The following is an 18,412-nucleotide window of genomic DNA, read 5'->3' on the forward strand; positions in this document are numbered from 1 at the left end:
CTGATGGGCAGGATGCGCAAAATTTCTGACAATATGGGATCGGCTCCCGGACACAATGCTGTCAACGGCTCTGCTGGTACGACAGCTCACATCGGCGCCAGGCAGATGATGCGGCTGACGCAGGCGCAGGAAGGCTTGTGGTACGGTCAGAGCCTTGACCCGCAAAATCCGATATACAACACCGGGGAGTATATTGAGATTCGCGGACCGCTGGATGTGGCGCGGTTTACGGCGGCCGTTAATCAGGTCATGACGGAAGCAGATGCTGTGGCGTTGCAGGTACAGGATTCACCCCAAGGGCCGGTGCAATGGATCAATGAAAAACAGCGTCCGCAATTACAGTGGATTGATTTGCGCGGTGAAGTTGATCCTGCGGCAACGGCAAAAGCGCGCATGGATGCAGATATGAATACGCCGCTGGATCTGGCGCGTGATGCGCTGACAGCGCAGCGTCTGTACCAACTGGCAGATGACCATTTCTACTGGTATGAGCGTATTCATCACCTGCTGACCGATGCGTGGGGGCAGTCGCTGATCAACACCCATGTTGCCGCCTTGTACCGGGGCGATGTCGACCGTCAGCCGCTGACGCCTTATGATGTCTGGCTGAGTGACGATGCCGCTTATCGCGATTCTGCAAAAGAGAAGGACGATGCCGATTACTGGCGCCAGGTGTTTGAACAAACGCCCATGGTGGCTGACCTGACATTCGGGCATGGCGAGGTTGCCATTACGGCAGATACAGCCATTCGCATTCAGGACGCCATGCCAGATGCATTTGAGCAGCATCTGGCCCAGTTGTGTGAGCGGGATAATCTGGCCTGGCCCGATGTTCTGACGGCACTCGCGGCGGCGTATATCTGCCGCCATACGGCCAACAGTGAAACGGTTATTGGTGTACCGCACATGGGGCGCATGGGGCAGGCCTGCGCACGCATACCGGCTACGGTCATGAATGTGTTGCCTTTGCGTGTGGTGGTTCAGGAAAAAAAGCCACTGACAGCGTTTTTGCTGGATGTGACCAGGCAGTTGCGCCAGGTACGCCGCCATGGGCGTTACCGCAGCGAACAGTTGCGTCGCGATCTGGGGCTGCTGGGTGGGCATAAACGTTTATATGGTCCATCGGTCAATATTCTGCCGTTTGATTGTGCGCAACTTGACCTGCCTGGGCTTCAAACCATTCGCCATACACTGGGTAATGGGCCGGTAGAGGATCTGACCATTACTTTCCGTGCCGATGCGCTGGGGCGCGGCATCCGGATTGAGCTGGATGCAAACCCACAGCGCTACAGCCAGATGGATGTGCGCACGCATATGCAGCGTTTGATGCATTTTTTAAATGCAGCGCTTAATGTGCAAACACTGGCACAGGTGCCTATACTGACGCCGGTGGAAGCAAAGCACTGGGTTTGCACCTGCAACAACACAGCGCATGATGTGCCACAGACCACGCTGGTGCATCTGATGGCACAGCGTTGGGAGCAAACACCCCAGGCGGTGGCGCTGTCGTATGAAGGCACACAACTGACCTATGCGCAACTGGAGGCCATAACCCGACAACTGGCGCAGCGCATGCGCCAGGCAGGGGTAGGGCCGGGCGATCTGGTTGCTGTGGCAATTCCGCGTTCGCTTGAACTGGTGCTGGCGTTGGTTGCTGTATTGCGTGCCGGTGCAGCCTATCTGCCGCTGGATGTTGAATACCCGGCCGAACGTATTGCAACCATAGTACACGCGGCAAGTCCCCGGCTGGCGTTAAGCCATGCGTCAACCTGGGATATTGTTCCGGATGACCTGCCTGTCTGGCCGCTGAGCTGGCCGTTTGATGCCGCAGATTATGCATGTTCTGCAAATACGGCAGATATCGCAAATATCGCAGCTGGCCAGATAGACGCAACACAGCCGCACGATGCCGCGTATGTGATTTATACCTCAGGCTCTACCGGAACGCCTAAAGGGGTGGTCATTGAGCATGATGCCATTGTCAACCGGTTGCTGTGGATGCAGCAGCATTACGGCATTGGTGCCGATGAGCGCATTTTGCAGAAGACACCTGCAACGTTTGATGTCTCGGTATGGGAGTTTTTCCTACCGCTGATTTCTGGCGCGACACTGGTTATTGCACCACCGCTGGCGCATAAAGACCCGCAGCAACTGGCACGCCTGATGCAGGAAGGGCAGATTACCGCCCTGCATTTTGTGCCGTCTATGCTTTCCATATTTCTGGCGCAGCTTCAAATGCTTTCGCCACAAAGCCAGCCTGATTTCAGCAGGCTGCGCCGGGTTTTCTGCAGCGGGGAGGCTTTGCCGGCAGAACTGCGTGACCGTTTTCATGCCACGCTCGGCGGCCCTGACGGGGCGCAACTGCATAACCTGTACGGCCCCACCGAAGCAGCGGTTGATGTGTCTTACTGGGATGCGTCTTTTCATGACCATTCCCCGGTGGTTCCAATTGGTTTTCCGGTCTGGAATACACAGCTTTATGTGCTGGATAAATACCTGCGTCCGGTTCCGCCGGATGTGGTGGGGCATCTGTATCTGGGTGGGCGGCAGTTGGCACGTGGCTACCTGGGGCGCGACGATCTGACGCAGGAGCGGTTCATAGCCAATCCGTTTATACCTTCAGAGCGTATGTATGCGACTGGTGACCTGGCGCGCTGGCGCGAAGATGGTGCGGTGATCTTTTTAGGACGCTCTGATTTTCAGATCAAAATCCGCGGACAGCGGGTGGAACTGGAAGAGATTGAAACGCAGCTTGGCAGGGTGGATGGTGTCAGCCAGGTGGCGGTCATTGTCCGCGAGGATCAGCCGGGAGATCAGCGCATTGTGGCGTATGTGGCCTGCCGCAAGGGTGCTGCATTGAGTGAGGATGTATTGCGCCAGACGACACTGGCACACCTGCCTGACTATATGGTACCGAGCGCTTTTGTCATATTACCGGAGCTACCTGTTACGGCTAACGGCAAGCTCGACAGAAATGCCCTGCCGGCACCGGTATGGGCGCAGCATGGCGGAAAAACGCCTGTCAAGGGAACCGAACAGACTGTGGCAGCGCTGTTTGCGGAGATTCTGGGGTTGCACGAGCCGGTGTATGCCGATGATGATTTTTTTGTATTGGGTGGGCACTCGTTGTTGGCTGCGCAGTTGATGCTCAATATCCGTTCCCGCTGGGGGCATGCCATTGGCCTGGGGGCGTTGTTTGAGCATCCGACGGTGGCACAGTTGGCATCTTATCTTGATGAGTTGAATCAGCAGCAACGCAGCGCGGGGCAGGAAGGTTTTGGAGAGGTACTGTATCTGCACAAGGTGCCCAATGAGTCCAATGGGCAGGCACAACGCCGGGCACTGTTCTGCATTCATCCTGCGGGTGGCCTTGGCTGGTGTTATGGCACGCTGGCACGCCAGATCAACCCGGAAAGAAACGTCATTGGCCTGCAGTCTCCTGCATTGGATATGAAAAAAACATTTCCGGGCACACTGACCGAAATGGCCCGGCGCTATGTGGATACCATGATCAACCTGCAGCCGCAAGGGCCATACCATCTGCTGGGTTGGTCGGTGGGCGGCATCATTGCGCAGGCCATGGCCGCAGAGCTGCAAAGCCGGGGCTTGCCGGTGGGCGTGGTGGCGATGCTGGATGCCTACCCGAGTGATTGCTGGCGCAGTGAGGAGGAGATGCCTGAAGATGCAGCCCTGAAAGCATTGCTGCATATTGCCGGGCATGACCCCAGGCAGATGAGCGGTGTGCAGATGACGCGCGAATCTGTGGTTGGATTTCTGCGCCGCAGCGGGCATCCGTTGGGGTATTTGAGCGACGCGATGCTGGAAGGCATTATCCGCGTGGTTGATGGTAACAACCGGCTGGTGAGAGGACACCAGCACCGGCGTTACGACGGCACCGTGCTGCATTTTCGCGCGGCACTGGATCATCAGGGCAAAAACCTCTATCCCAAACACTGGGCACCTTATGTCGGCACGCTGGATGTACACGACGTGCCTGCGCTGCACGGGCATCTGGTTGCGCCTGAGAGCGTGGAGATTATTGCGCCGGTCTTGAATAAGGCCTTGTTGAAAATGGATGAATTGAAAGAATGAAAGCGTAAAAAAACCATTGCAGTTTAGCCGCCGCCATAACTGCCCAAAGCGACCATGGTCTGGTCGTTAACATGCCCGATTGTGTGCGATAGACGTACCGAGAACGGCAATTGATTTGTAGACACTCAAAGGAAGTTTATGGAAATGATGAATCAAGCAGGCTGGGTGCGTAAAGCCGCCGCTGCCTTCGTATTGCTGGGGGCAGCATCGTTGGCACAGGCAGACAATGCTTTCACCCAACCCGATGGCGCATTTACAGGCAATGTGCGTTTGAGCCAGCAACAGCCGGTTTATGCAGGAACTCAGGCTGCTGTTGCAGGCAGTAACTTCAAACCGGGGCAGCAGATTACGCTGGAGCGCGGCCGCACCGTTTTAAATGCACAGCCATATGTGGCAGATGCAGAGGGTAAATTCAGCGGGAATATTGCCATTCCGCAGAATGCCGTTGTGGGCATGCAGCCTGTTGTGGTGAAAGTGTCCGGCCCCGATGCAGCACTGGTATTCAACCTGAAGGTGTCACCGCAGGTTGCTCTCTCGGGGCAGAACCTGTTTGAAATTGAGAAGACACAACCGGCCAGCGGACTGTACCAGTCTGCTTACAGTGAAGCCAACAAGGCCTTGTTTGTCACTGCATCGGTGGGGCGTCCCCCGGTGCGCGATGCGCATATACTGCGCCTCAACCCGCAAACTTTGGCTGTAGAAGCTTCTGTTGTGCCTGATGAGGCGGATGAGCGCTCGGGACTTTATGCCGTTTATGGCGTTGCAGTGGACGATAAGCACGGCACCGTCTGGGTTACCAACACACGCCAGGGTACAGTCACTGTTTACAGCCAGAAAGACCTCTCGCTGATCAAACGCTTTGAAAACGGCTCTATTCCGGCTGGTCGTGACGTTGTCATTGATGCCGCAAATAACAAGGCTTATATTTCTTCGCCTGGCAGCGGCAATATTTATGTGGCCGATACCGATAAGCTGGAGCTGATTGGTGAAATTGCAGTTTCCTCCAAAGTGCCGCGAGGCTCGTTCAAGCCCATGAGCCTGTCGCTGGATGCTGCTGCACACAAGCTCTATACCGTGAGCATGGGCACTGCCGAAGCAGCCGTTATCAACACGACAACAGGCACTGTGGAGCAGGTGTATGCAATACCCGGCCTGGCTGGGGGTGCAGGTGTCAGCATCAATAGCAAGGACAACCTGCTTTTGGTGACCGGACAGAACAGCGATGGCGTGTTCATTGTCGATACCCAAACAGGCAATGTGTTGCACCAGGTTGCAACCGGCGCCGGTGCGCTGAATGTAGCTTACAACCCGCATGATGGCCTGGCTTACGTAGCCAACCGCGGTGCAGGCACTGTAACTGCTGTGGACAGCAAGGGACAGGTTGTTGCCAACCTGGATATTGGCCCGAATGTCAACCACATCAGCGTGGATAAACGAGGCAACCTTTATGTTGCCAACAAAGCGCAAGGGGAGAATAACCCGCGCAATGACCAACTGACCCGCCTTACGCCGGTGAAATAATGTTAGATAGATCATCAACCTGCCCAATGAGGGGTTGATGATGTTTCTTTGCATCACGGCAGTTGTATGATAAAAGCCGTGCCATGCCAAAAAGCATGGTGCGGTTTTGTTTGTGTGATGTCCGTGGTTTTGAAAATCTCTGCACCAAGCAAACGGGATATCGGGTTTAAGGTACACTATGGCTGTATATATAAACAGTATTTGAGTGTATATATTGCCTGCTGCAACCGTTGCCCCCTTTTATTATCTGCATAATTTCCAGCGTGTTCTGGCATGGCTGGAACAACGCTACAGCGACCTGTTGAATGCGCATGAACTGGCGTTTATTCGTCAATTTGAAAAGCTTCCCCAGTCTTCGCAGGCGCTGCTGGTGCGCATGGTCATGCGCAAAGGCTGTTATTTCCGGCTGAGCAAACTGCACTATGAAGAAATAGGCTCCACGCAAACAGCGGTTGCGCCTTTGCTGTCAGCAGGCTGGGTAACAGATACCCCGATGCTGGAAATAGAACAACTGTTTGTGCTGTTGAGCAAACAGGAGCTGCAGCAGTTTTTTCCTGAGCAAATTGGGCATGTACCGCGCAAGGCGGATATGCTGGCGATACTGAAAGCCGAGTTTACCCAGGCACGTGATCTGGCCGACTGGCTTCCCGGTTTTTCAGAGCCTGTCTATGCACTGCAATGCATGGATATCTGTGACCGCTTGCGCCTGATGTATTTTGGCAATCTGCATCAGGACTGGTCCGAATTTATATTGGCAGACCTGGGCATTTATCAGTATGAGCAGGTACCGTTTTCACCGGATTCTCGTGCATTTCAGCAGTGTGCAGAGGTAGATGCTTATTTGCATCTGCAGGCATGCAGAGAGCGGTTTGAAGCCGGCGATGCATTTGAGCAGGTGCTCGGTGAGGTGCCTGCACAACCTTACAGCAACCCGTGGTTGGAAGCGCGACGCGGTAAGCTGCTGTTTCAGATGGCGCACTCTTGCGAGTCTGAGCAGGACTTTTCTCAGGCGCTGCAGCTTTATCGCCAGTCCAGCCACCCGCAGGCACGCTACAGGGGTATTCGGGTGCTTGAACGCAGCCGAAATTTTGCTGAAGCCTGTACGCTGGCTGAGCAGGCCATGCAGCAGCCTATCAGCGAGACAGAGCAGCAAAGCCTGCAGCGGATGCTGCCGCGTTTGCAGCGCAGGCTGAATCTACCGGTTACTGCATCCCCCAAAAAAGCGCATGCGGCAGACCGGATAGATCTGACATTGCCGCAGCCCGAGCCGTATTATGGCGTTGAGCTTGCTGTCTGTGACGATCTTTCGCAGCACACGGACACGTATTATGTGGAAAATGGTCTGGTCAATTCATTATTTGGCCTGCTGTGCTGGGATGCTGTTTTTGCCGCTGTACCGGGCGCTTTTTTTCATCCGTTTCAAACCGGCCCGGCCGATTTGTTTGATGCAGACTTTTTGCCGCGGCGTTCGGCGCTGTTTGCCGGTTGTCTGGATCAATTGAAAACGGGCGCATATAAATCCTCTATCTGGCATGCGTTTGAACAGAAACAGGGGCTGCAGTCTCCTTTTGTTTATTGGGATCTGTTGAGCGAAAAGCTGTTGCAGCAGGCATTGAGCTGCTTGCCTGCGGATCATCTGCATGCATGGTTTTACCGCATGCTGCATGATATGAAAAATAACCGGGCCGGGTGGCCCGACCTGATTCAGTTCTGGCCGCAGGAGCAGCGCTACCGGATGGTTGAAGTCAAAGGGCCGGGGGACCACCTGCAGGATAATCAGTTGCGCTGGCTGTCTTTTTTTCAGCAGCATGGCATGCCTGCAGCGGTGTGTTATGTACGGTGGCAAGAGCATGACTGAAACTCCGCCACCGCTGCCACAGCCTTACCGCGTTGCGGTACGCGCCTTGTGCGAATTTACCGCTAAAACCGGGGATCTTGACCTGCGCTTTACACCGTCACCCACAGCGCAGGAGGGCATTGCCGGGCATGCGCTGGTCGCGTCGCGCCGCTCGGCAACATACCAGAAAGAAGTGCCGCTGTCAGGAAGCCACCGTAATCTGACCGTTCATGGTCGGGCTGACGGGTTTGATCCGCAACAGCAGCGCCTGGAGGAATTTAAAACATACCGTGGTGATCTGCAACGGCAACCATCGAATCACCGTGATTTGCATTGGGCGCAATTGAAAATATATGGCTGGCTGTTGTGCCAGCAGCTAAAGCTGGACAGTATCCAACTGGCCCTGGTTTATCTGGATATCGGCAGCCAGAAAGAAACGGTGTTTGAACAACACTGCCAGGCCGCAGAGTTGCAGTTGTTTTTTAAGCAACAGTGTGAGCAGTTCCTGAGCTGGGCGCAGCAGGAGATGGCACACCGGCATGCACGGGATAAAACTTTGCAGGCGCTGGTTTTTCCTTACCAGGGCTTTCGCACAGGGCAGCGGCAACTGGCCGAGGCTACTTACCGGGCGGCTTGTTCGGGGAGCTGTTTAATGCTTCAGGCACCTACTGGTATTGGGAAAACCATCGGCACCTTATTTCCTTTGCTGAAAGCCATACCGGGGCAGGCACTGGACCGAGTGTTTTTTCTGACAGCAAAAACGCCCGGACGGGCTTTAGCATTGGGCGCACTTCAAACGCTTGGGTCAGACGGGTTGCGGCACAACCTGCGCATTTTGGAAATGGTGGCACGGGATAAAGCATGTGAACACCCTGACAAAGCCTGCCATGGGGAATCCTGTCCGCTGGCGCAGGGGTTTTATGACCGTTTATCTGTTGCACGGGATGAGGCTGTCAAAAACGGCTGGATGGACCAAAATAGCATACGTACCGTGGCCCGAAATCATCAGATATGTCCGTACTACCTGAGTCAGGAACTGGCACGCTGGAGTGATGTGGTGGTTGCTGATTACAATTATTATTTTGATGTATCGGCCTTGTTGTTCAGTCTGGCGCAAAGCAGCCAATGGCAGGTTGCCATCCTGGTTGACGAAGCGCATAACCTGATAGAGCGTGGCCGGAAAATGTATTCGGCAACACTGGACCAGGCAGATTTTCAGAATGTACGCAAAACAGCGCCTGTAACGGTCAAAAGAAGCCTGGATCAATTGAACCGCACGTGGAACAAGCTGAGCCAGGCGCAGCCTGATGCTTATCAGGCTTATGATCAGTTGCCTGAGCCATTTTTGGCTGCCTTGCAAAAAACCGTATCGAAAATCGGCGATGATCTGGTCGAGCATCCGGAAGGCCTATCAGGAGATTTGCAGCGCTTTTATTTTGACGCACTGCATTTTATGCGCATGGCCGAAATGTATGGTGAGCATTCGCTGTTTGATATCAGCAAACAGTCGGTATACCGGGGAAGCCTGCGCAACCATGCCAGCCTGTGTCTGCGTAATATACAGCCTGGCGCTTTTCTGTCAGAGCGGTTTGCCGCAAGCCATTCCAGTATCCTTTTTTCGGCAACGTTGACGCCGCAAAAGTTTTACCAGGACCTGCTGGGGCTGCCTGACAAGGTGCGCTGGCTGGAAATTGATTCTCCTTTCGACGCCAGCCAACTGACCGTGCATCTGGTGGATCAAATATCCACCCGCTACCAGCACCGGGCGGCTTCACAACAGCCGATTGTGGACATACTGGCCCGGCAGTTCTACCAGCAGCCAGGTAACTATCTGATGTTTTGCAGCAGCTTTGATTATCTGCAGCAGATTGATACCTTGCTGCAACAATGCCACCCTGACATTCCGCGCTGGAGCCAGACCCGGCGTATGGATGAGGCTGAGCGGCAGACATTCATTGACCGCTTTGCAGCAGGCGGGCAGGGCATTGGTTTTGCCGTACTGGGTGGCGCGTTTGGAGAGGGCATTGATTTGCCGGGGCAGCGGCTGATTGGTGCGTTCATTGCCACACTGGGTTTACCGCAGTTAAATCCTGTGAATGAGCAGATAAAACGCCGGCTTGATGAACTGTTTGATCACAGGGGATATGACTATGCTTATCTGTACCCCGGTATTCAAAAGGTGATACAGGCCGCAGGGCGGGTCATCCGCACACCACAGGATCGTGGCGTTGTCTATCTGATTGACGACCGTTTTGCTTCAAACCAGGTTAAAAAACTTCTGCCTTCATGGTGGCACATCCCATAAAACCGGATAAAATAAAAAGATTGCTGCTTGTGACAGGCAGCAATGCAATTTGAATGCCGTGGTGACCTGTTTGGTCAGGTAGCATTGTGATGGGTGTTATGCCGCCTGTTTCAGCATGGCGACTTTTTCGCATTCCTGCGCACATTGTTCACATGCCCTCATGCAGTGCCGATAATAAGCATGGGTATTATGTTTTGCACACTCCTGAGCGCACTGCTGGCAGGCTTTAATGCACATTTCGCATAATCTTTGGGCATGTGTGCTTTGATGCAGCATCAGGGAAACGGCAGTTTTGCACATGTCTGCGCATTGGCGTTCGAGCTGGATGCTGGCAGCCATTTCTTTGGCATCTTTACTTTGCAGGCTGGTTGTTAAGCAGGCTTCGCAGGCGATAAAGCATTCAATGCATGATTTGATGCAATCTTTGTATGGGTTCATCATTTTCAGAGGCTCCTTTGGCGCATCAGATAATTGGATGTGTTAACACGCACTGGTACTTACTTTGTGCAATTTGAATTTATGCTATAAATTAATACATCTGAGGCACAGCGTAAATGCGGGAATTCTCTTACATGTTTCTACCTATATGAGCATTCATAGTTGAGTCTGACGGCAGAAGGTATTGAATTAAGGGTTTACCCGTTCAATAACCCTTCTGTCGGAATGTATAAGGGGCTTCATTTTTTGCAACTTTATGGGTTGGGCACAGTCTAAAATTTTTTATTGTCATTTTTTTGATGATAAAACGGTGCTGATGTTTACGGACCAGAATATGCTTTTGTACTGGGGGCCAGCATGTATCGCGGTGAACGTTTTAATGCGTACAGTCATTTAATCGGGGCTATTTTGTCACTGGCAGGCATGGTCTGGCTGATCGTCTATTCCAGCCTGCATAACGACGCCTGGAAAATTGTCAGTGCGGCCATTTATGGCACCACCATGGTGCTGGTGTATACCACATCCACGATTTACCACAGCGTACGCGGGCGGGCCAAAGCCATATTCCAACGGTTGGACCACTGTGCCATATACCTGTTGATTGCCGGCAGCTATACGCCTTTTACGCTGGTGACGCTGCGCGGACCATGGGGCTGGTCATTGTTCGGAGTTTCATGGGGACTGGCCGTCATTGGCATTATTCAGGAGGTCTGGATCGGCAAGCGCACACAGTTGTTTTCCATGATCATTTATGTGGTGATGGGCTGGCTGGCCCTGGTTGCCATCAAACCGCTGATGGCACTGCTTTCAACTGCCGGGCTGGTATGGCTGGCTGCCGGCGGGGTGGTTTATACGCTGGGTATCATCTTTTTTCTGCTGGATGAAAAGGTCAGACATTTTCATGGCGTGTGGCACCTGTTTGTGCTGGGCGGTAGCATTTGCCAGTTTGTCAGCATACTGCTTTATGTGAATTGAGCAGCGATATGCTTTAATAAAAAAGCCGCATTTAGCGGCTTTTTTAATGGCTGAGGCGTTTTTATAACCAGGTTTTACGGTCGCGGCCGATAGCATCGGCTGCCTTCATGGCATTGAACACGGTTTCAGGTGTAACGGTGCCGGCTTCATTGTGAATGGTTTCACCAGTAGCCGTTGCCGCCTGGGCGGCCTTCATCAGATCGGCATCGCTGACTTTATCCAGGCCAATTTCCGCCAGAGTGGTGGGCAGGCCCACAGATTCGCAGAACGCGAACACCGTATCAATCACATCGGGTGCCTTATCTGTCAGCACCAGAGAGGTTAATGTACCAAATGCGACTTTTTCGCCATGCCAGTAGGCATGTGTGGCTTCAAGAACCGTAAGGCCGTTGTGTATGGCATGCGCTGCGGCAAGGCCAGCACTTTCAAACCCCAGGCCGGAAAGCAGCGTATTGGCTTCAATCACGCGTTCCAGCGCAGCAGAGGTGATCTGTGCTTCGCACGCGACTTTGGCCTGCGGGCCATATTCCAGCAGCGTTTCAAAGCACATTCTTGCCAGCCCCAGTGCTGTGGCAGACCCCAGTCTGCCGGTCATGTTGCTTGCATGCGTTACGCTGCAGGATTGTGCTTCAAACCAGGTAGCCAATGCATCTCCCATGCCGGACACCAGAAAGCGCGCCGGCGCTTTGGCGATGATGGCACTGTCAACCAGCACCAGATTGGGGTTCTGCGGCAATACCAGATAACGGCTGAATTCTCCTGACTTGGTGTATATGACAGACAGGGCGCTGCAGGGCGCATCTGTTGAAGCCAGCGTAGGAATGATGGCAACCGGAACATTTAGCTTGTGTGCAACAGCTTTGGCGGTATCAAGCGCTTTTCCACCGCCAATGCCGGCAACCACATCAATGCCCTGGGTGGCAGACAGGCGATCGATTTCCTCGTCGCAGCATTCGCCTTCAAACACTTCAATATGGCATTGCAGCTTGCCGCCAAGCCCTTTTTCAATATCCTGCTTGAGTGCTTTCGCGGCAAACGGGTCTTCCAGCAGCAGTGCTTTTTTACCCAGGCGGGCGAGTTCCTCACCCAGCAGTTGAATGGCATTGGGACCCTGGACGTAACGTCCGGGGAAAATGGTTGTGGTGATCATGACGTGTTTCCTTCAGTTTATTATTTAAAACGATGCGAATTCATCCGCAATCGGAAAACACTATGGCATCAAACAAACGGCATGGGTTTGACCAGACACAAACTCCACGGATTCACCCCGAACGGGTATCCGATAATGAGAAATTGTGCCGTTTATCGAAAGTAATTGGCAGCGGATGGATTACAACGTTTTCTTCTGTTGCAGCAAAGGCCGTATGAGCAGAACCGCCAGCGCGATGAGGCAGAAAACGGCACCGGCATGGAAAGTGACCGATGCATCAAACTGCATCCACAGGAAACCGGCCAGCGCACTGGCCGGCAGCATGGCAAGGCCGCAAATCAGGTTAAAAAAGCCGAAAGCCGTGCCTCTGAGGTCTGCCGGTGCTGTATTGGCAACCATGGTAGCCAGCAGGCCTTGTGTCATTCCCATATGGACACCCCACAAGGCAATTCCGGCCATCGTCACAGCCCAGTGGCTGCTGCTGGCCAGCACAACATCGGCAAGAATCAGTACCAGCAGCCCTCCGGCCAGCAGGTGCTGGTGGTTGACGCGGTCTGACAATTTACCAAACGGATAGGCAGAGGCGCAAAAAACCATATTCATCACGACCATGACCAGCGGTATAAGTGCCAGTGCCATGCCGCTTTGCTGGGCCCGCAGTACCAGAAATGCCTCACTGAAGCGCGCGAGCGTGAATACGGCACCAATCACAACCACCCACCAGTAGGCGTGGCTCAGCTTTTTCAGGTTGGCCCATTTGAGCGGATTGGTTCTTTTTTCTTTAGGGATCGGCGTTGCCGGCTCTTTCAGCCCGAAAATCAGCAGGGCAACGGCAATGAAGGCCGGAATGACGGCTATCCAGAATACTGCGCGGAAATCACTGGCAAATAAAAGCATCAGCGCCATGGCAAGCAGGGGGCCGAGAAATGCGCCTGCGGTATCCAGTGTCTGGCGCAGCCCGAAGGCTGCCCCCCGTATTTCTGGCGTGACGGCATCTGCGACCAGCGCATCGCGCGGAGCGCCTCTGATACCTTTGCCCAAGCGGTCCAGCAGCCGGGCCGTGGTGACCATGCCGATGCCCGAAGCCATGGCAAAAAGCGGCTTGGTTAACGCTGCCAGCCCATAGCCGAAAACAGCCAGCCCTTTGCGTTTGCCCAGGTAGTCACTCAAAGCTCCGGAGAAAATTTTGACGATCAAAGCCGTGGCTTCAGCCAGCCCTTCAATGATACCAACTGTCAGGGCGCTGGTTCCGAGCACTGTCACCATAAAAAGCGGCATCAGGCTATGGATCATTTCAGATGAAATATCCATCAGCATGCTGACAAATCCCAGTATCCAGACCGTTGCCGGAATTTTGCTAGATGTACTCGTCTGAGGTGCTGTGGGCATGGCAGAAGAAAACTAGATTTTAGACAGGGAGGGCTGTGCAGCGTCTGTTGAAACAATCGGCTCCAGATGCGTGGAGACGTTGGCTCCGCCGAGCAGCTGGCTGATTTTAGCCTCAATCTCATCCAGCAGATCGTGTGACTTGCCCACCTGCCAGTCAGCCGGAACCAGAATATTGACTAAAACAAACCGCTGGCTGCCCGAAACCCGGGTTTTCAGGTGGGTATACAACACATGGCGCGGTGCATAGGTTTGTAACAGTTGTTCAATTTTTTGAATTTCCGCTTCAGACAGGGAACGGTCCATCAAGCCATTGACAGATTCTTTCATCAGCTTATAGCCTTCAGACAGAATATGAAATGCCACGCCAATGGCAAGCAGGGCATCCAGCCACAGCCAGCCGGTCAAAAGCACCGCAATCAGTCCGATCACAATACCTGCCGTTGTCCACACGTCAGTCATCAGATGGCGTCCATCTGCTCTCAGCGCAATGGAATTCAGGCGCTTGCCGGCGCGTATCAAAACCTGTGCAACGGCAAAATTCAATGCGGTACTGACCACAGAGAAAATCAAACCGATATTCAGCGCTTCTAAAGGCGCCGGTTGAAAAAGCCGTGGAATGGCTGTGTACAGAATCAGCCCGGCAGCGATAAAGATCATGGCGCCTTCCAGCCCACTGGCAAAGTATTCGGCTTTGCTGTGCCCGAAAGGGTGCTGCTCATCAGGCGGCGTATAGGCAATGCGCAGCATGACCAAGGCAAAGAGTGCGCTGAACAGGTTGACGAAAGACTCCATCGCATCAGAAAGCAAACCGACAGAGCCGCTGATACGCCACGCAATCATTTTAAGCGTGATCGTCACGAGTGCCGCAACGATAGACAGCCAGATATAGCGTTTAACCTGTTGGGCGCCAGCCGCCGTGTTTTGCCCTGACTGGTTTTCTGCAATGTGATCGACTGCACTCATTTCAGAACTCTAAAACCACTGGGGCATGATCACTGGGGCGCTCGTTTTTACGCGGCTGTTTGTCAATGCTGCACACGCAGACAGTGCTCTTCAAGGCATCGCTGACCAGAATGTGGTCAATGCGCAGCCCCTGGTTTTTGCGAAATGCCAGGTTGCGGTAATCCCACCAGCTCCAGCTTTTAGGTGGCTGTTCAAACAGGCGGAATGCGTCATGAAGCCCCAGCGCGATCAGGTTCTGAAAGTGTGTGCGCTCTTGCGGCGTGCACAGAATCTGGTCTTTCCAGGCAACCGGGTCATAAACATCATCATCGGTTGGCGCAATGTTGAAGTCGCCAGCCAGAATCAGTTTGGGATGGTTTTCCAGATGCTCTTTGACCCAGCGCTCCAGTGCTTGAAGCCATGACATTTTGTATTCAAACTTATCGGTGCCAGGGGCTTGGCCGTTGGGGAAGTAGGCACCAATCATGCGCACATCGCCTGCTGTTGCGGCAATGATACGTGCCTGGTGGTCGTCAAAGCCGGGGATGTTATGAGAAATATCGGTGACGGCTTCGCGCGAAATAATGGCCACGCCGTTATACGTTTTCTGGCCAAAGCAGGCCGATTGGTATCCAACTTGGGCAAAGGCATCGTGCGGAAATTTGTCGTCAGTGAGCTTGGTTTCCTGCAGTACCAGCGTATCAGTGCCGGTATCGGCCAGCCACTGCAAAACCTGCGGCAGGCGGACAGAAAGAGAGTTCACATTCCAAGTGGCGAATTTCATAAAAGCAATCAAAGAAGAGTAAGGTTAGCAACCAATGATTATGCTACAGAAAATAAAATAACCCGTTTTGCGTGGGACGTTGCTGTGCCAGCGGTGGGTGTGTTCGTATTGAGAACTTTTACCAATGGCACAGAAAGCGGTCCGCCCTTAACTGCTGAGATTTAAGCAGGAATATAAAATACTTTCAGAGGCACTAGACGCTTTGTTTCTGTATCTGTGTTGGAATAGTACTCTAATAAAGTGCGGGCTAAATTGTCTAGCGTCCATAAGACTAACGGTATTTTGGCGCGATCAGCTTCGTAATATGCATCTTTTGTGAAGCCCCCGGTACTAACGTATAGACCTCTATCGTCGTTGTGGCGCCCTCCTAGGAAACTGCGGATATCTTGACTTCCCATTCTGCCATTGCGATGTTTGACCTCGACAATAATGCGCGGTGACTGAAAACCAAATCCATCAGGAGAGGCAAGAATATCTTTTCCTCGGTCAGCACCTTCTGGTGAAATTTGTGTTTTGTAGCCCATGGCTCGTAAGATGCCTGCAACCAACTCTTGCATTTCATACCATTCCAACTCATTAATCATATCCTTAATGCGTTCAAGAGCGATACTTTCAATACCTGCAAGAGGATCTTCCTCCGGAGTGTCTGAGGGAATGTCTATTTTAGTCGTTGTATCAGTCAGTGTTCCATCAGCTATTGAAAGCAGTTCATTTTGAGCCGTTAAAGAAACCTGAAAAATAGTAAGTACTGAGCCAAGATGATATCTTGTTGACTCATTTAAACTGTCACGTTTAACTTCTTGCGACCTCCACTTCACCTTTCGCTGCAGAGGCATGCCTTTGTCTGAATGCTCAGCACTGTAGTAACACTCGCTGATAATTTCTCCGATCATATAAGTTCGAGCTGACGGAGAGTATGTCACGACTTTGTCACCGATTTTTAGCTCGTGGATAAAACGCCATATTTGAGATGTAGAAGCTGATATGGAACCCTTTTTCATATTAGGATACGCTTCTTTGTACAAAGCAAATAGCGCTTCATATGTCTTGCTTTGCAACGCTTTTTCTGCGACTTCTATCCATCCAATTGCAGCAATACCAAGCTCTTTGAAATCATCGTAAAGAGTACCAGATTCGCATCGTACCATCCACATTGCACTCATATGTCTATCTCTCTTATCTTTTGCTTTTATTCCCACTCAATCGTTGCCGGTGGTTTGCTGCTGACATCGTAAGTTACGCGGTTGATGCCGCTTACTTCGTTGATGATGCGGCCTGAAACTTTTTTGAGCAAGTCATAGGGCAGTGGCGCCCAGTCGGCGGTCATGAAGTCGCTGGTTTGTACGGCGCGCAGTGCCACCACGTATTCATAGGTACGGCCATCGCCCATCACGCCCACACTTTTGACCGGCAGGAATACGGTGAATGCCTGACTGGTAAGGTCATACCAGTTTTTACCACTGGCCGGGTCTTTGAAGTTACGCAGTTCTTCAATAAATATGGCATCGGCCTGGCGCAGCAGGTCGGCATATTCTTTCTTGACTTCGCCCAAGATACGTACCCCAAGCCCCGGGCCGGGAAAGGGGTGGCGGTAAACCATTTCAGGTGGCAGCCCCAGTGCAATGCCGAGTTCACGCACTTCATCTTTGAACAGGTCTCTGAGCGGCTCCAGCAGTTTAAGCCCCAGTTGCTCGGGCAGGCCGCCTACATTGTGGTGGCTTTTGATGGTGACAGCCTTCTTACTTTTGGCTCCGCCGGATTCGATCACATCCGGGTAAATGGTGCCTTGTGCCAGGAATGTGGCACCTTTGCTGCCAGCATGTGCCTGTTTGAGTTTGCTGGCTTCTGCCTTGAATACTTCAACAAATTCGCGCCCGATGATTTTGCGTTTTTTTTCAGGGTCTGTGACACCTTTGAGGTGATTTAAAAACTGTTCACTGGCATCCACATGCACAACTTTGGCGTGCAACTTGCCTTTAAACATATCCATGACCATGGCACCTTCATTCAGGCGCAACAGGCCATGGTCGACAAACACGCAGGTCAGTTGATCACCAATGGCACGATGGATTAAAGCGGCTGCAACAGATGAGTCAACACCACCGGATAGGCCGAGAATGACTTCTTCGTTGCCCACCTGCTCTTTGATTTTGGCAACGGCTTCGCTGATGTAGTCGCCCATCACCCAGTCGGGGCTGGCCTTGCAGATGTCCAGCGCAAAGCGTTCCAGAATCGCTTTGCCTTGTTTGGTGTGTGTTACTTCGGGGTGGAACTGTACGCCGTAAAAATGGCGTGTATCGTCTGCCATGCCGGCAATCGGGCAGGTTGGGGTGCTGGCCATCAGTTTAAAACCGGGGGGCAGGGTGACCACTTTGTCACCGTGGCTCATCCACACGTCAAGCAGCCCATGGCCTTGTTCGTTGGTGCTGTCCTGAATGTTTTCAAGCAACTGTGTGTGACCATGTGCGCGGATCTGTGCAAATCCGAATTCGCGCTTATGTCCGCCTTCAACCTGGCCGCCAAGCTGATAAGCCATGGCTTGCATACCATAGCAGATGCCCAGCACAGGGACGCCCAGTTCAAAAACACTTTGCGGTGCTTTGTCGGTGCTTTCTTCATATATGCTGGCATGGCTGCCGGAAAGGATGATGCCTTTCAACTGTCCGTCGCTGGCGTATTGTTTGATCCATTCGTTACTGACATCGCAGGGATGTACTTCGCAATACACGTGGGCCTCACGGATGCGGCGTGCAATCAGTTGTGTGACCTGAGAACCAAAATCAAGGATGAGAATTTTCTGATGCATGGAGAATAGCTTTTCAATGACGCAAAGGGTTTTGTAAAACAGGTTCGAAAGGTGAATGTCAAAGCAATATAAAAAACCACTGCCTGCAAAGCACAAACAGTGGCATTATACGGCCGTGCCGCAGATACGCTGTGATCAGACCAGCAACATCACCAAGCGTACATGGCAACACG

Annotated in this window: 11 protein-coding genes; 5 read left to right on the top strand and 6 right to left on the bottom strand. The window is 52.8% G+C overall.

Features of this window, described 5'->3' with window-relative positions; all coding sequences use genetic code 11:
* Positions 1–12 precede the first annotated feature (12 nt).
* The 5 genes from AACY98_RS08125 to trhA all read left to right on the top strand — a co-directional run bounded on the left by AACY98_RS08125 (position 13) and on the right by trhA (position 11,168).
* Positions 13–4,092 (top strand): amino acid adenylation domain-containing protein, encoded by a 4,080-nt coding sequence (locus tag AACY98_RS08125; RefSeq protein ID WP_339803823.1) that lies wholly within the window; start codon positions 13–15, stop codon positions 4,090–4,092.
* Between the two features lie 144 nt (positions 4,093–4,236).
* Positions 4,237–5,613 carry a YncE family protein gene (locus AACY98_RS08130; RefSeq protein ID WP_339803826.1) on the top strand — a complete coding sequence of 459 codons (1,377 nt, stop codon included), beginning with the start codon at positions 4,237–4,239 and terminating at the stop codon, positions 5,611–5,613.
* A 205-nt stretch (positions 5,614–5,818) separates the two neighbouring features.
* Positions 5,819–7,471 (top strand): VRR-NUC domain-containing protein, encoded by a 1,653-nt coding sequence (locus AACY98_RS08135; protein ID WP_339803829.1) that lies wholly within the window; start codon positions 5,819–5,821, stop codon positions 7,469–7,471.
* Positions 7,464–9,755 (top strand): ATP-dependent DNA helicase, encoded by a 2,292-nt coding sequence (locus AACY98_RS08140; RefSeq protein ID WP_339803832.1) that lies wholly within the window; start codon positions 7,464–7,466, stop codon positions 9,753–9,755. Before AACY98_RS08135 ends, AACY98_RS08140 begins: the two co-directional genes overlap by 8 nt.
* Before the next feature lie 795 nt (positions 9,756–10,550).
* Entirely contained in the window at positions 10,551–11,168 is a 618-nt protein-coding gene (gene trhA / locus AACY98_RS08145) for a PAQR family membrane homeostasis protein TrhA (protein ID WP_339803835.1), read from the top strand.
* A 61-nt stretch (positions 11,169–11,229) separates the two neighbouring features.
* Here trhA and AACY98_RS08150 read toward each other — a convergent pair whose 3' ends face one another.
* The 6 genes from AACY98_RS08150 to guaA form a co-directional block, all read right to left on the bottom strand.
* The gene (locus tag AACY98_RS08150; protein ID WP_339803838.1) at positions 11,230–12,318 is read right to left on the bottom strand and encodes a glycerol dehydrogenase; all 1,089 of its coding nucleotides are present in this window, start codon (positions 12,316–12,318) and stop codon (positions 11,230–11,232) included.
* 180 nt (positions 12,319–12,498) lie between these two features.
* The gene (locus AACY98_RS08155) at positions 12,499–13,707 is read right to left on the bottom strand and encodes an MFS transporter (RefSeq protein ID WP_339803841.1); all 1,209 of its coding nucleotides are present in this window, start codon (positions 13,705–13,707) and stop codon (positions 12,499–12,501) included.
* Between the two features lie 12 nt (positions 13,708–13,719).
* Positions 13,720–14,670, bottom strand: coding sequence for a cation diffusion facilitator family transporter (locus AACY98_RS08160; RefSeq protein WP_126977618.1), 951 nt, complete (start codon positions 14,668–14,670; stop codon positions 13,720–13,722).
* A gap of 1 nt (position 14,671) precedes the next feature.
* Entirely contained in the window at positions 14,672–15,433 is a 762-nt protein-coding gene (xth, locus tag AACY98_RS08165; RefSeq protein WP_339803845.1) for an exodeoxyribonuclease III, read from the bottom strand.
* A gap of 161 nt (positions 15,434–15,594) precedes the next feature.
* Positions 15,595–16,596: a restriction endonuclease gene (locus AACY98_RS08170; RefSeq protein ID WP_339803848.1), complete on the bottom strand. Its 1,002-nt coding sequence runs from the start codon at positions 16,594–16,596 to the stop codon at positions 15,595–15,597.
* A 26-nt stretch (positions 16,597–16,622) separates the two neighbouring features.
* Positions 16,623–18,239 (bottom strand): glutamine-hydrolyzing GMP synthase, encoded by a 1,617-nt coding sequence (gene guaA, locus AACY98_RS08175; RefSeq protein ID WP_339803851.1) that lies wholly within the window; start codon positions 18,237–18,239, stop codon positions 16,623–16,625.
* Positions 18,240–18,412 lie beyond the last annotated feature (173 nt).

The sequence above is a fragment of the Saezia sanguinis genome (assembly GCF_963921665.1).
Taxonomy (GTDB): Bacteria; Pseudomonadota; Gammaproteobacteria; order Burkholderiales; family Burkholderiaceae_C; genus Saezia; species Saezia sanguinis.

Excerpts from the sequence above, each read along its gene's own strand:
- AACY98_RS08170 (WP_339803848.1), bottom strand. The coding sequence starts at position 16,596 with ATGAGTGCAATGTGGATGGTACGATGCGAATCTGGTACTCTTTACGAT.
- AACY98_RS08155 (WP_339803841.1), bottom strand. The coding sequence starts at position 13,707 with ATGCCCACAGCACCTCAGACGAGTACATCTAGCAAAATTCCGGCAACG.
- AACY98_RS08140 (WP_339803832.1), top strand. The coding sequence starts at position 7,464 with ATGACTGAAACTCCGCCACCGCTGCCACAGCCTTACCGCGTTGCGGTA.
- AACY98_RS08150 (WP_339803838.1), bottom strand. The coding sequence starts at position 12,318 with ATGATCACCACAACCATTTTCCCCGGACGTTACGTCCAGGGTCCCAAT.
- AACY98_RS08130 (WP_339803826.1), top strand. The coding sequence starts at position 4,237 with ATGATGAATCAAGCAGGCTGGGTGCGTAAAGCCGCCGCTGCCTTCGTA.
- guaA (WP_339803851.1), bottom strand. The coding sequence starts at position 18,239 with ATGCATCAGAAAATTCTCATCCTTGATTTTGGTTCTCAGGTCACACAA.
- AACY98_RS08125 (WP_339803823.1), top strand. The coding sequence starts at position 13 with ATGCGCAAAATTTCTGACAATATGGGATCGGCTCCCGGACACAATGCT.
- AACY98_RS08160 (WP_126977618.1), bottom strand. The coding sequence starts at position 14,670 with ATGAGTGCAGTCGATCACATTGCAGAAAACCAGTCAGGGCAAAACACG.
- trhA (WP_339803835.1), top strand. The coding sequence starts at position 10,551 with ATGTATCGCGGTGAACGTTTTAATGCGTACAGTCATTTAATCGGGGCT.
- xth (WP_339803845.1), bottom strand. The coding sequence starts at position 15,433 with ATGAAATTCGCCACTTGGAATGTGAACTCTCTTTCTGTCCGCCTGCCG.